Genomic DNA, 12,824 nt, shown 5'->3' on the forward strand with positions numbered 1-12,824 from the left:
TGACGGCGCGAGGAAGGCGGCGGGTGCGGCGGGTGCAGGGGGTGCTCGCGGGTGCCGCGGTGGCCGGGGCGGTGCACGCCGCCGTCAACGCCCGGTTGCTGCGCACCCCACCGGCGGACCCGCCGGCCACCGCCGCGCGGGTGCGGGTGGTCGTCCCGGCGCGCGACGAGGCCCACCAGCTGGGTCCCTGCCTCGATGCGCTGACCGGGCAGACCGGTGTCCCCCGCCTCGACGTCGTGGTCGTCGACGACGGCTCCACCGACGGCACCGCCGCCGTGGCCGCCGCGCACGGCGCGCGCGTGCTGGCCGCACCTCCGCCGCCCCCGGGGTGGCTGGGCAAACCGAACGCCTGCGCGCGGGGCGCCGCCGAGGCCGACGACGTCGACGTGCTGGTGTTCGTCGACGCCGACGTGCGGCTGGCCCCGCACGCCGTGGCCGGCGCGGTCGCCCTGCTCGACGCCCACCGCCTCGACCTGGTGTCGCCCTGGCCCCGGCAGCTGGCGGTCACGCCCGTCGAGCGGTTGGTGCAGCCGCTGCAGCAGTGGCTGTGGGCCACCACCCTCCCGCTGCGGTTGGCCGAGGGGCCCGGTCGGCCGTCGATGGCGGCGGCGAACGGCCAGTTCCTCGTCGTCCGGCGGGTGGCCTACGAGCGGGCCGGCGGCCACGGGGCGGTGCGTGGCGAGGTGCTCGAGGACATCGCCCTGCTGCGGGCGGTGAAGCGGTCGGGTGGTCGCGGTGTCGTGGTCGACGGGTCGGCCTCGGCCCGCACCCGCATGTACGCCGGCGCTGCCGAGCTCGCCGCCGGGTACGAGAAGTCGCTGTGGTCGGCCCTGGGCGGGTCCCCGGCGGGCAGCATCGTCGCCGGGGCCGCGCTGGCGGCGGTGTGGGTGCTGCCCCCGCTGGCCGGCGGACGGGCGGGGTTGGTGGGCTACCTCGCCGGCGTGGCCGGCCGGGCGGCGACCGCGCGGCGCACGGGCGGCCGGGTGTGGCCCGACAGCCTCACCCACCCGCTGGGCGTGCTGGCGCTGGACGTGCTGCTGGTCCGGTCGGTGCTCGGCCACCACCGTGGGACGCTGCGCTGGCGGGGCCGCACACTGACCGGGTGACCGCACACGAGCGCACCACCTTCGACCCCGCCGAGATGGACCCCAAGGCCTTCTACCGGGTGCTCAACTCCGTCGTCGTCCCCCGCCCGATCGCCTGGGTGGGCACCCGCTCGGTCGACGGCGTGCACAACCTGGCCCCGCACTCCTTCTACACCGTGGCCTGCGTGGACCCGCCGGTCGTGCAGTTCACCAGCGTGGGCCGCAAGGACAGCCTGACCAACGTCGAGGCGACCGGTGAGTTCACCATCAGCGTGACCCCCGAGGAGCTCTTCGAGCAGGTCAACGCGACCAGCACCGACTTCCCGCCCGACCACGACGAGGCCGAGCACACCGGTGTGGTGCTCGAGGACAGCGACGTGGTGGGCGTCAAGCGGGTCGCCGCGAGCCCGGTGACGCTGGAGTGCACGCTGCACTCGACGCTGTCCCTCGGCGACTCGACGATCGTGTTCGGCCGGGTGGTGCACGTCAGCGCACACGCCGCCGCGGTGCGCGAGGGCCGGCCCCGCATCGAGGGCCTGCGGCCGCTGGCCCGCCTGGGCGGCAACGAGTGGTCGACCATCGGCGAGCTGAAGGAGATCCGCCGGATCCCCTTCGCCGACTGGCAGGCCGACCCCTCGATCGGCGAGGCGCTGCGCGGGTAGAAGTGCTACGGTGTGCTACATGCGCACCGTGACCCATCGCGAGATGCGGAACAACAGCGGCGAGATCCTGCGCGCCGTCGCCGCCGGCGAGACCATCCAGGTGACCAACAACGGCGTCGTGGCCGCCGTCATCTCGCCTCCCCCGGTCGACGTGCTCCGCGACCTGGAGGAGCGCGGCCAGCTCCGCCGGGCCACGGGTGACATCGCGGACCTCCGGTCCCTACCCCGGAGCCGGTCATCGCTCACGACGGCCGAGATCCTCGCCGACACCCGCGGCCGCTGGTGATCGCCTACCTGGACACGTCGGCGGCGATGAAGCTGCTCGTCGAGGAGCCCGAGTCGGCAGCCCTTGCCGAGGAACTCGTGCGGAGTGCGTCCGACGGTCCACTGCTCGCTGCCTGGCTCCTGCACACCGAGCTGCATTGTGCCGCACGACGCCACCCCGGCGACATCGAGGTGGCCATCGTGCAGACCGTGCTGGCCAACGTGTCGCTCGTGGACGTGACCCGCGGGGACCTGCTGACCGCGCCCACCCTCCCGGGTCGGCTCCGATCGCAGGACGCGGTGCACCTCGCCGTCGCACTGCGGCTGGGTGCCACCCACCTGATCACCTACGACGCCGAACTGGCGGCCGCCGCAGTCGCCGCGGGCATGGTCGTGGTCGCACCTCGGCCCTGAGGCCCGCCATCAGCCCGGCAGGTGCGGGGCCACCTCGTCGGCGGCGTCGGCACCGAAGGCGGAGGCGAAGCGCTCCAGGAACGAGCCCCGGGGCAGGTCGTACTCCTGGGTGCCGATGACCTCGACGGCGGCGGTGGCCACCGCCGAGCCCACCTGGGTGGCGCGCTCGATGCCCAGCCCCCACTGCCGGGCGGCGACGAACCCGGCACGCAGGGCGTCACCACCGCCGGTGGGCTCGACCGGCTTGGTCTCGGGGACGGCGATGACCTCGATCGGCTCGGCGTCGCGGCCCTCCACGCGGACCCCCTTCGCCGCGCGGGTGATGACCCAGGTGCCGACCTCGTCGAGCACCTCCTCGTGGCTCCAGCCGGTCTTCTGCTTGAGCAGGGCCGCCTCGTACTCGTTGGTGAACAGCAGGTCGGCGTCGCGCACCAGGGTGCGGATCATCTCGCCGTCGGCCCAGGCCAGCTGCTGGGACGGGTCGGCCAGGAACGGGTAGCCGCGCTCGCGGCACTCCTCGGTGTGCCGCACCATCGCGGTCGGGTCGTTGGGGCCCACCACCACCAGGTCGGGTGCCCCGACCCGGGCAGCCACCGGGGCGAGCTCGATCTGGGAGGCCTCGGCCATGGCACCGGAGTAGAACGACGCGATCTGGTTGTTCGTGGCGTCGGTGGTGCAGGTGAACCGGGCGGTGTGCTTGACCTCCGACCACCGGATCGAGCGGGTGTCCACCCCGTGCCGCTGCAACCAGGCCTCGTAGTCGTCGAAGTCCGAGCCGACCGACCCGACCAGCACCGGCGAGAGGCCGAGCAGGCCCATCCCGTAGGCCATGTTCGCCCCGGCACCACCGCGGTGCTGCACGAGGTCGTCGACCAGGAACGACAGCGACACGTTCGCCATCTGGCCCTCGACGAACTGCTCGGCGAACTTGCCCGGGAAGGTCATCAGGTGGTCGGTGGCGATCGAACCGGTCACGACGACGGGCACGGTGGGGCTCCAGGGGTTCGACGGCGAGGGTACGAACCCGCGTTCGGGCTCGGGGTCGCCCAGGGTTCACCCGAGCGTAACGGCCCGGTTCACCCCAGGGCGCGACGGAGCTGCACCGCCAACTGCCCGCTGCCGACCGCGCCGAGGAGCGCCCCGGCGGCCGCGCCGAGCAGCACGACCAGCTCCGCCAGCCCGGCGGCGCCGCTCACCACCCCGGCACCGACGAGGGTCATCGCGACCACGGCCACCCGGGCCGGCCGCTCCCACACCGAGATGGCGCCGGTCTCGTCGACGCCGGCCTGCCCGGCCCGGGCCCGCAGGTAGTCGGGGAACCAGCACAGGGCGCCGAAGACCACGGCCAGCCAACCGGGGGCGCCGGCGACCCACAGCGCCGTCGCGTAGCCGACCTCGGTGAGCCGGTCGACGGCGGAGTCGAGCACGTACCCCCGGCGGGTCGCCCGGCCACCGGCGATGGCCAGCGCGCCGTCGAGGGAGTCCAGCAGCCCCGAGGCACCCACCAGCGCACCGGCCAGCAGCAGCCACGGCCCCCCGGCCGCGGCCGGCGCGACGGCGGCGCCGGCGACCGCCAACCCCACCAGGGTCGCGACCAGCGGCGACGTCCCGGCCAGCGGCCGGGCCAGGGTGTGCGCGAGGGTCAGCCAGCCCTGCACGACCGGGGAGCGCCGCGGGTCGGTGCCGCCGTGCCACTGCGCCCAGGCCGTGAAGTACTCCTCCCGGGACAGGTACGGCGGCACGCGCCCAGTTCACCAGGGACAGTGGAGGAATGCTCGCCGGCCTCGCCCCCGCCCGCCGCCGACTCCTGCTCGCCGCACTGGCCGCGCTCGTGGTGGGCGTGGTCGCCGTCGTCGCCGCGGTCGTGGTCCCCCGGCTGGCGACGACCACCGAGGAGCCGGTCAGCCAGGGCGACCCGGGCCCGGTGCTGCTGGTCCCCGGCTACGGCGGGTCCACGACGGGGTTGCAACAGCTGGCCGACGTGCTGACCGCGGCCGGGCGGGACGCCGCCGTCGTCCCGCTGCCCGGTGCGGGCACCGGCGACCTGGGGGCCGCGGCCGACGTCCTGGGCGACGCCGTCGACCTCGCGCTGGCCCGCACCGGGGCCACCAGCGTGGACGTGGTCGGGTACTCCGCCGGCGGGGTGGTCGCCCGGCTGTGGGCCGCCGACGGCGGCGCCGCGCAGGCCCGCCGCGTGCTCACCCTGGGCTCCCCGCACCACGGGACGACGATCGCCGACCTCGGCTCCTCGCTGGCCCCCGACCAGTGCCCGCAGGCCTGCCAGCAGCTGACCACCGGCAGCGAGCTGCTGCGCCGGCTGAACGCCGGGGACGAGACGCCGACCGGCCCCACCTGGGTGTCGATCTGGACCGACGACGACCAGACGGTCACCCCGCCGTCGTCCGCCGAGCTCGACGGCGCGCTCAACATCACCGTGCAGTCGGTGTGCGCCGACAGCACCGTGGCCCACGGTCAGCTGCCCACCGACCCCCTGGTGCAGGGCATGGTGCTCGCCGAGCTGGCAGCGGGGCAGCCGGTCGACCTGGGCCCGGCCGACTGCGCCCGCCTGTCGTCCTGACGACCTACAGCTGGACGTCCACGTCGTACTCGCGCAGCCAGCGGTCGACGAACAGCAACCGGTCCTGCACCATCCGCGGCGCGTCCCGGCCGGCGTCGAGGTCGACCAGGTCGGCCAGCGGTGCGCCGTGGTCGGCGGCGAGCGCGGCGAAGCGGTCGGCGATGCCCGCGCCGTACCGCGGGTCCTGGGTCGAGGGGTAGGGGCTCTTGACCCGCTCCACCACCGAGCGCGGCAGCAGGTCGGCGGTGGCCGCCCGCAGCAGGCTCTTCTCCCGGCCGTCGAAGGTCTTGAGGTGCCAGGGGGTGTTGAAGACGTACTGCACCAGCCGGTGGTCGCAGAAGGGCACCCGCACCTCCAGGCCCACCGCCATGCTCATGCGGTCCTTGCGGTCGAGCAGCACGGGCAGGAACCGGGTCAGGTAGGCGTAGGAGACCTCGCGCATCCGCGCGTCGTGGCCGGTCTCGCCGGGCAGCCGTGGCACCTCGGCCATGGTCCGCCGGTAGGCGTCGTCGACGTGCCCGCGCAGGTCGAGCTCCTTGGCCACCCGCTCGTGCAGCAGGTCACCGGGATGGGTGCCCCCGACCATGCGCCCGGCCAGCCACGGGAAGGTGCCCGCCCCGACCGCGGCCGGGTCGTGGAAGTCGATGTACCCGCCGAAGACCTCGTCGGCGCTCTCGCCGGACAGGGCCACCGTCGAGCTGGCCCGCACCGCACCGAAGAGCAGGTACAGCGAGGTGTCGATCTCGCCCATGCCCGGGATGTCCCGGGCCCGCAGCACGGCGTCGCGGGCCGTGTCGTCCAGCAGCCGACCGTCGTCCAGGACGACGTCGGTGTGGTCGCTGGCCACGTGGGCGGCCACGTCGCGCACGTAGGGGGCGTCGGGGGTGGCGCGCACCTCGTCGGGCACGAAGTCGGTGTCGTTGCCGGCGAAGTCGACGGAGAACGAGCGCACCGGACCCTGGCCGGCCTCGGCCAGCTGCCGGGCGGCCAGCGCGGTCAGCGCCGAGGAGTCCAGGCCGCCGGACAGCAGCGTGCAGAGCGGGACGTCGGCGACGAGCTGCCGGCGGGCCGTGTCGTCGAGGATCTCCCGCACCCGGGCCACCGTGGCGTCGACGTCGTCGGTGTGCGGCGTGGACTCCAGCTGCCAGTAGCGCAGCTCCTGGACGCCGGCGCGGCTCACCCGGACGACGTGGCCGGGCGGCACCTCGCGCAGCCCGGCGAACGGGGTGTGCGCGGGGTCGGCCACCATGCCGAACACCTGCCGCAGCCCGGCGGCGTCGACCACGCGGCGGACGGCGGGGTGGGCCAGCACCGCCTTGGGCTCCGAGCCGAAGAGCACGCCGCCCGGGGTCGGGTGGTAGTAGAGCGGCTTGACGCCGAGCCGGTCGCGGACGAGCAGCAGCTCCTCGCGGCGGGCGTCCCAGAGGGCGTAGGCGAACATGCCGTTGAAGCCGGCGACCACCTCGCGCGGGTCGCGGCCCAGGCCGGCGCGGTGGGCCCGCAGCACGACCTCGGTGTCGCTGGCGGTGTCGAAGCGGCCGCCCAGCGCCGCCCGGTGCTCCGGTGCGTCGTAGACCTCACCGGAGTACACGATGGCCAGCTCGTCGTCGGCCACCCGGTCGGCCTCGGGCCCGGCGCCCAGCGCACCCGACGACGAGAGCGCCATCGGCTGGCGGCCGTGCGCGACGTCGATGACGGCGAGCCGCCGGTGCCCCAGCGCGACGTGCCGGCGCAGGTAGAGACCCTCGTCGTCGGGGCCCCGGCAGGCCATCGTGTCGACCATCGCCTGCGCCGTGGCCCGCTGCTGCCGCAGGTCGTCGTCGAAGGAGACCCAGCCCGCGATTCCGCACATGTCGCACCCTCCAGAAGTGGTTGCTATCGGCAACTTCTTGCTACCCCCGGTCGCGGGTAGGTGCAACTCCGGTTCACAGAGAACTCCCCGGTTCAGCGCCCCAGCGCGGTGCGGAGGCGGGTCACCGCGATCGGGCCCACCCCGTGCAGCGCGAGCAGGTCGGCCTCCGGGACGGCGGCCACCGCCTCCAACGTGGTGAGCCCGGCGGCCCGCAGCGCCCGGGTGGCCGGCGCGCCCAGGCTGGGCAGCGGGGTGCCGGCCGGCGGCGCGGCCCGCTCGGGCACCGGCTGCCCCGCCGCGCGCAGCGCTGCGTCGACCACCGCCGCGCCGCGGGTCGAGAGCCGGTAGCCGATGTCGAGGGACTCGGTGAGCCCCAGCTCCTTGAGCTTGCGCACGTCGCGCTTGAACTCCGGGGTGGGGCGGCCCAGCTCCTCGGCCAGCTCTGGGGCCCGGCGCTCGGGGTGGGCGTCGATGATCGCCAGCGTGGCCGCCGTCCACGGCCCGACGGACGACGCACGGTCCAGCCGGTCGAGCCGGGCCCGCAGCGCGGCCACCTCCTCGGCGGTGGGCGGGGTGCGCCGCAGCACGGCCCGCGGGTCCTCACCGGCGAAGCGGACGCCCACCCGGAACACCGGCCGGTCGGGGTCGGCCGCCAGCCCGCGCTGCAGGGCGGCGAGGTCGCGGGCGCCGGCGCGGCGGGCGTCGTCCTCGGTCAGGGTGTCGGGGTCGACCTCGTCGACCGAGGTGACCTCGACCAGCCCCACGCGGGTGCGCATGCGGGTGCCGACCAGCACCCGCGGCCGGTCCCACCGCCGGAACGCGAGGTCGATGTCCCCCGCCACGACGCCGTCGAGCTCCACCGGGCTGATCCGCACGTCCTGACCGTAGGTCGTCCCGGCGTGCCGGCTGCGCACTCCCCGGCGGCACCGCGCAGCAGGCACGCCGAGATCCTCACGAGGTGACGTCCTTCGTCGTGAAGTTGGCCCACGCGGCGCCCAGCAGCACCACGACGTAGACCGCCTGCAGCCCCAGCCCGCGCAGCACGTCCCGCCACAGGATCGGGTCGCGGAAGAAGTCGACGAAGCTCAGCCAGTAGCGGGTGGGCAGGTAGGGGGCGATGGACGACGCCGCGTCGAGGGTGAACAGCAGCGACGAGCCGATGAGCACCGCCAGCGCGCCGAGCGTCGCCAGCTGGGGCGAGTCGGTCAGCGTGGAGAAGAACAGCGCGAACGCCGCGACCCCCAGCATCGAGACGGTGACGTAGCCGATCGAGAGCACCGTGCGCCAGGCGACCTGCTCGGGGCTGAGGGTGCTGCCCGACAGCGCCGTGGTGGCCCCGACCGACTGCACCTCGAAGAGCGTCGTCCCCACCAGGTAGCCGACCGCGGCCACGACGAGCACCGTGACCAGCACGAACGCGATGACCGCGACCAGCTTGGCCACCAGCAGCCGGGTGCGGCCGGCCGGGCGGGCCAGCAGGTAGCGCAGCGTGCCGCCCTGCGCCTCGCCGGCCACCGCGTCCCCGGCCACCACCGCGACGGCGATCGGCAGGAACAGCGGCAGCACGATCGCCAGTGCGGCCAGCGGGAAGAGCGTGCCGTTGGTGAGGACGGCGGACAGGAACGCCGGCCCCTCCCCCGGTCGCGGCGCCAGGTCGGTGAGCTCCAGCAGCACGGCCACCAGGACCGGCAGGCTGTTCAGCAGCGCGATGGTGATCCAGGTGCGCGGCCGGCGGAACAGCTTGCGCAGCTCGACGGCGATCACGCGGCCACCCCGGCCTGGACCCGGTCACCCGAGCCGGCCGCCGCGGCGAGCACGACCTCCTCCAGGGTGGGGCGCTGCAGCGCGAGCCCGTGCACGGGCACACCGGCCCCGACCAGCACCGCGTTCACCTCGGCCGGTTCGCTGCCTCTCACCACCAGCCGGTCGCCGGCGCCCGACAGCACCCGGTCCCCCAGCACCTCGCGGGCCCGGCCCGCCCGGGGCGTGTCGACCACGGTGGCGCCGGTGGGCGCGGTCAGGGTGGCCAGGTCGTCCTGCAGCACCACGCGGCCCCGGTCGAGCACCCCGACGCGGGTGGCCAGCTGCTCGATCTCGGCCAGCAGGTGGCTGGAGAGGAAGACCGTCGTCCCGGTGCGGTTGAGGTCCAGCAGCAGGGTGCGGATCTCGTGGATGCCCTGCGGGTCCAGCCCGTTGGTCGGCTCGTCGAGCACGAGCAGCGCCGGACGGCGCAGCAGCGCCCCGGCCAGGCCGAGCCGCTGGCGCATGCCGAGGGAGAACCCGCGCACCGGCCGCTTGCCCACCCCGCCGAGGCCTACCTGGTCGAGCACCTCGGCGATCCGCGCGCGCCGGGTGCGCCGGGCCCCGCCCGGGCCGGCGGCGTCGAACAGCGACAGGTTCGCCGTCGCGGAGAGGTGCCCGTAGGCGGCCGGGTGCTCGATGAGGGCGCCGACCTGGGGCAGCACCTCGCGCGCGGCCCCCGGGATGGGCCGGCCGAGCACCTCGACCGTGCCGGCGGTGGGCAGCACCAGGCCCAGCAGCATGCGCACCGTGGTGGTCTTGCCCGAGCCGTTGGCACCGAGGAAGCCGTAGACGTCGCCGGCCCGGACGTCGAGGTCGATGCCGTCGACCGCCCGCACCGCCCCCCGCCCGCTGCCGTAGACCTTGCGCAACCCGTGGGTGGCGATGACGGTGTCCGAGCCGGTCAACGGCCTGCCTCCTGGATCTGGCGCGCGGCGGTGGCCAGCGCGTCGAGGGTGACCGTGCCGGCGAGCAGGTAGGTGCCGCTGCCGCCGTCCCGGGTGCTGGTGCCGGCGACCATCAGCGACAGCGGCCCGGCAGCGATGCGCACGCCCAGGTCGTCGACGACGGCGCCGGGGGTGCGGGCCAGCTGGGCGCGCAGCGAACCGGCCGCCCGGCCAGGCAGCGCGCCGACGGCCAGCACGGTGATGCCCGAGCCGTACACGCCGACCTCCTCGGGCACCCCGTCGAAGGTGCGACGCGACAGGTCGGCCACGGTGCCGGGCAGGTCGGCCCGCTCCTGCCGGCCCTGTCCCCCGACCGCGGAGTCGACGTCCCGCAGGTCGCGGTCGGCGGTGATGTCGGCGCCCGGGGGCCGGGTGAACACGGTCGTCGACGCGGCCGGGGCCGACAGGTCGAGGTCGAGGAAGCGGGTGTCCAGCGCCGGTACGGAGGTGTCGGCGCCGCGCACCACCACCCGCAGCGGGAGGCCGGTGGCTGGGTCGACCCAGACGTCGACGGCCGACACCGACGCCGCGGCGTCGGCCGGGGCGTAGCGCAGGCCCACGGCGTCCACGCCGGCCACCCGGGCCGGGGCGATCCGGCTGAGCTCGGCGTCGGTGGCCTCCGAGAGCAGCCGGCGCCCCAGCGCGCTGGGCAGCAGGTCCGGCGCGGAGGGCAGCGCCAGCGGGGGGTCGTCGCCGCGGCTGGCGCGCTGGTCGGCGTAGTCCCAGGTCCAGGTGCCCGACGCGTCGCGGTGGGTGCCGGTCTCGCCGGTGGGGGTGACGACGTCCACCCGCCAGTCCTCGGGCCCGCGGTACCAGGCCCGCAGCGCGGTCTGGTCCGACAGCAGGTCGGCGACACCGGTCAGTGCGTCGGACACCGGCAGGGTCAGCCCGCCGGTGGAGATGGCGTAGCCGGAGAAGGCGACGTCGTCGCTGGCCACCACCCGGGCCCGCAGGTCGGCGGCGGAGAGGTCCCGGTCGTCGGCCGGGAGCGCGGCGACCAGGGCCGGGAGGGAGACGAGGACGGCGAGCCCGAGGGCCACCACGGCCCAGCGCCACCCCCGTCGGACCACGACCCACCGTACGTCGGGACGACGCCGTGCCGCCGCCGTGCCGCCGCCCCCGGGCGCCGGTCACAGGGTGCCCACAGGTCAGCCCGCCAGGAACAGCTCCAGCGCCTCGACGGCGAGCGCGTGGTCCTCGGCCTGCGGCAGCCCCGACACGGTCACCGTCCCGACGACCCCCACCCCCTCGACCGTGATCGGGAAGGCGCCGCCGTGGCCGGCCAGGCGGGCGGCGTCGATCCACGGGGCGTCCTCGAACACCTCCCCGCCGGCCCGCGCACGCAGCCCGGCCAGGAAGGACGACGTCCCGAGCTCCCGCACGGTGGCCACCTTGCGGGCGATCCAGACGTCGTTGTGCGCGGCGGTGCCGGGCAGCGCGGCGTGGAAGAGCTGCTGCTGGCCCCGGGTGAGGTCCACCGTGACCGGCAGGCCGCGGGCGCGGGCGAGCTCGACCAGCAGGGTGCCCAGCCGCCAGGCGTCGTCGTGGGTGAAGCTGCCGAGCACCAGCCGGCGTTCCTGGTCCTCCACCTGCGCGATCAGGGAGGCGATGTCGTCGGTCACCCGCCGATCGTCGCAGAGCGGGGTCCTCGCGACGCCGTTAGCGTCGTGCCCGTGGCAGCCCCCGTCTCCGACGCCGTCGTGGTCGACGTCCTCCGCCGGGTCGACCGGCTCTGGGCCCCCGTGGTGGCCCGGCTCGACCGCCCCGGCACGGTGCCCGCCGCCGAGCGGGCCGACTGGTGGGCCGGCACGGTGAGCCGGGTCGTCGCCGTCGGGTCGGCCGCGCCCCGGTTCGCCGGCAAGCTCGCCGACCTGCTCCCCCTGCAGAACGGGGTGGGCGCCGCGATGCAGTCGCTGGTGGTGCTCGGCGTCGCCGCCGAGCACGAGGTGACCGAGCCGGCCCGCCGGGTGGCGCTGCTCGCGGCCGTGCTGCTGGACCGACCGCTCACCCCCGAGCAGGTGTCCCCCCTCCTGACCAGGCAGAAGGGTGCCTACGCCGAGGACGTCCTGGGCGAGCGCGAGCGGCGGCGCGGCGCCGCCGGGGCGGCCCGCACGCTGTGGCGGGTGGCCCGGCTGCTCTCGCGCATCGACGACGCGCTCGACGCCCGCCCCAAGGGCAAGCTGGGTGCGCGGGCGCTGTCCAACCTGCCGGTGGTGGGCGTGGTGGGTGGGTACCGCGCCGAGCGCGTGGCGCTGCGCCGTGCGGCTCAGGAGGCCGACGCGGTGCTCAGCGACGCCAGTCGCGCGTAGACCTCACGGGTCGCCGTCGAGCGGTTCATGGTGATGAAGTGGATGCCCGGCACGCCCTCGGCCAGCAGGGTCGCGCACATGTCGGTGGCCACGTCGACGCCGAGGTCGCGCTGGGCCCGCTTGGCCTCGGGCGTCTCGCCGTCGACGGCGGCGAACCGGGCGTCGAGGTCGGCCGGGAAGGCCTGGCCCGACAGCTGCACGATGCGGGCGATCTGCTTGTAGCTGGTCACCGGCATCACGCCGGCCAGCACGGGGACGTCGCAGCCGCGGGCCGCCACCCGGTCGCGCAGCCGCAGGTAGTCCTCGACCCGGAAGAACATCTGGGTGATGGCGAAGTCGGCACCCGCGCGGCACTTGGCCACGAACATGTCCGCGTCGGTCTCGGGGTCCGGTGACCGGGGGTGGGACTCGGGGAAGGCAGCCACGCCGACGCCGAAGTCACCGATGGACTTCACCAGCTCGACCAGCTCGGCGGCGTAGCGCAGACCCTCGGGGTGGGCGGTCCACTCGGCCTGCGGGTCCGCGCCCGGCGGGTCACCGCGCAGCGCCATGATGTTGCGCACCCCGGCCGCGGCCAGCCGGCTGACGACGTTGCGCAGCTCGGTCACCGAGTGGTCGACGGCGGTCAGGTGGGCCAGCGGCAGCATCGTGGTGTCGGTCGCGATGCGCTCGGTGACCGCCAGGGTGCCCTCGCGCGTCGAGCCGCCGGCGCCGTAGGTCACCGACACGAACGAGGGGGCCAGCCGCTCCAGCTCGCGCAGCGCCGTCCACAGCTGGTCCTGCCCGGCCTCGTTCTTCGGGGGGAAGAACTCGAACGACCAGGTGGGTCGGGCCTGGTCGAGCAGGTCGCGCACGGTGCCGGTCACGGGCGGCAAGAGTACGGCGCGCGACGCCCGATCGGCGTGGGGCCGCG

At 75.5% G+C, this 12,824-nt stretch carries 15 protein-coding genes; 6 read left to right on the forward strand and 9 right to left on the reverse strand.

What is annotated here, in order from left to right:
- The first annotated feature begins 23 nt into the window (after nt 1-23).
- From TEK04_RS04790 to TEK04_RS04805, 4 genes are read left to right on the forward strand one after another with little or no spacing between them, the layout of a single operon-like run.
- On the forward strand, nt 24-1,106 hold the full coding sequence (locus tag TEK04_RS04790) for a glycosyltransferase family 2 protein (RefSeq protein ID WP_336403173.1): 1,083 nt from the start codon (nt 24-26) through the stop codon (nt 1,104-1,106).
- The gene (locus TEK04_RS04795; protein ID WP_336403174.1) at nt 1,103-1,747 is read left to right on the forward strand and encodes a flavin reductase family protein; all 645 of its coding nucleotides are present in this window, start codon (nt 1,103-1,105) and stop codon (nt 1,745-1,747) included. Before TEK04_RS04790 ends, TEK04_RS04795 begins: the two co-directional genes overlap by 4 nt.
- A gap of 19 nt (nt 1,748-1,766) precedes the next feature.
- Complete coding sequence (locus TEK04_RS04800; RefSeq protein WP_336403175.1) at nt 1,767-2,033, forward strand: type II toxin-antitoxin system Phd/YefM family antitoxin; 267 nt, start codon at nt 1,767-1,769, stop codon at nt 2,031-2,033.
- A complete protein-coding gene (locus tag TEK04_RS04805; protein WP_336403176.1) occupies nt 2,030-2,425 on the forward strand; it encodes a type II toxin-antitoxin system VapC family toxin in 396 nt (131 codons plus the stop codon). The genes TEK04_RS04800 and TEK04_RS04805 overlap by 4 nt, the downstream gene beginning before the upstream one ends.
- Before the next feature lie 9 nt (nt 2,426-2,434).
- On the opposite strand, the gene TEK04_RS04810 is transcribed toward TEK04_RS04805, so the two are convergent.
- A complete protein-coding gene (locus TEK04_RS04810) occupies nt 2,435-3,400 on the reverse strand; it encodes a carbohydrate kinase family protein (protein WP_336403177.1) in 966 nt (321 codons plus the stop codon).
- Between the two features lie 101 nt (nt 3,401-3,501).
- Nucleotides 3,502-4,167 (reverse strand): CDP-alcohol phosphatidyltransferase family protein, encoded by a 666-nt coding sequence (locus TEK04_RS04815; RefSeq protein ID WP_336403178.1) that lies wholly within the window; start codon nt 4,165-4,167, stop codon nt 3,502-3,504.
- A gap of 29 nt (nt 4,168-4,196) precedes the next feature.
- On the opposite strand from TEK04_RS04815, the gene TEK04_RS04820 reads away from it, so the two are divergent.
- Nucleotides 4,197-5,003 carry a lipase family alpha/beta hydrolase gene (locus TEK04_RS04820; protein WP_336403179.1) on the forward strand — a complete coding sequence of 269 codons (807 nt, stop codon included), beginning with the start codon at nt 4,197-4,199 and terminating at the stop codon, nt 5,001-5,003.
- A 4-nt stretch (nt 5,004-5,007) separates the two neighbouring features.
- On the opposite strand, the gene asnB is transcribed toward TEK04_RS04820, so the two are convergent.
- The 6 genes from asnB to TEK04_RS04850 form a co-directional block, all read right to left on the reverse strand.
- Entirely contained in the window at nt 5,008-6,855 is a 1,848-nt protein-coding gene (gene asnB / locus TEK04_RS04825; RefSeq protein WP_336403180.1) for an asparagine synthase (glutamine-hydrolyzing), read from the reverse strand.
- 92 nt (nt 6,856-6,947) lie between these two features.
- The gene (locus tag TEK04_RS04830; protein WP_336403181.1) at nt 6,948-7,730 is read right to left on the reverse strand and encodes a hypothetical protein; all 783 of its coding nucleotides are present in this window, start codon (nt 7,728-7,730) and stop codon (nt 6,948-6,950) included.
- Between the two features lie 76 nt (nt 7,731-7,806).
- Nucleotides 7,807-8,619: an ABC transporter permease gene (locus TEK04_RS04835; protein WP_336403182.1), complete on the reverse strand. Its 813-nt coding sequence runs from the start codon at nt 8,617-8,619 to the stop codon at nt 7,807-7,809.
- Nucleotides 8,616-9,563, reverse strand: coding sequence for an ABC transporter ATP-binding protein (locus tag TEK04_RS04840; RefSeq protein WP_336403183.1), 948 nt, complete (start codon nt 9,561-9,563; stop codon nt 8,616-8,618). The genes TEK04_RS04835 and TEK04_RS04840 overlap by 4 nt, the downstream gene beginning before the upstream one ends.
- On the reverse strand, nt 9,560-10,672 hold the full coding sequence (locus TEK04_RS04845) for a transcriptional regulator (protein WP_336403184.1): 1,113 nt from the start codon (nt 10,670-10,672) through the stop codon (nt 9,560-9,562). Before TEK04_RS04845 ends, TEK04_RS04840 begins: the two co-directional genes overlap by 4 nt.
- A 78-nt stretch (nt 10,673-10,750) precedes the next feature.
- Nucleotides 10,751-11,224 (reverse strand): heme-degrading domain-containing protein, encoded by a 474-nt coding sequence (locus TEK04_RS04850; protein ID WP_336403185.1) that lies wholly within the window; start codon nt 11,222-11,224, stop codon nt 10,751-10,753.
- A gap of 51 nt (nt 11,225-11,275) precedes the next feature.
- Here TEK04_RS04850 and TEK04_RS04855 point away from each other — a divergent pair, with 51 nt between their 5' ends.
- Nucleotides 11,276-11,911 (forward strand): hypothetical protein, encoded by a 636-nt coding sequence (locus TEK04_RS04855; protein WP_336403186.1) that lies wholly within the window; start codon nt 11,276-11,278, stop codon nt 11,909-11,911.
- On the opposite strand, the gene metF is transcribed toward TEK04_RS04855, so the two are convergent.
- Nucleotides 11,869-12,777, reverse strand: a complete 909-nt coding sequence (gene metF, locus TEK04_RS04860) for a methylenetetrahydrofolate reductase [NAD(P)H] (protein ID WP_336403187.1) — start codon at nt 12,775-12,777, stop codon at nt 11,869-11,871. The two genes, TEK04_RS04855 and metF, sit on opposite strands and share 43 nt — an antisense overlap.
- Nucleotides 12,778-12,824: the final 47 nt, after the last annotated feature.

The organism is Klenkia sesuvii, from assembly GCF_037083825.1.
Taxonomy (GTDB): domain Bacteria; phylum Actinomycetota; class Actinomycetes; order Mycobacteriales; family Geodermatophilaceae; genus Klenkia; species Klenkia sesuvii.

Bases quoted from the DNA above. Each gene is read 5' to 3' on its own strand.
- TEK04_RS04800 (WP_336403175.1), top strand. From the start codon at position 1,767: ATGCGCACCGTGACCCATCGCGAGATGCGGAACAACAGCGGCGAGATC.
- TEK04_RS04820 (WP_336403179.1), top strand. From the start codon at position 4,197: ATGCTCGCCGGCCTCGCCCCCGCCCGCCGCCGACTCCTGCTCGCCGCA.
- asnB (WP_336403180.1), bottom strand. From the start codon at position 6,855: ATGTGCGGAATCGCGGGCTGGGTCTCCTTCGACGACGACCTGCGGCAG.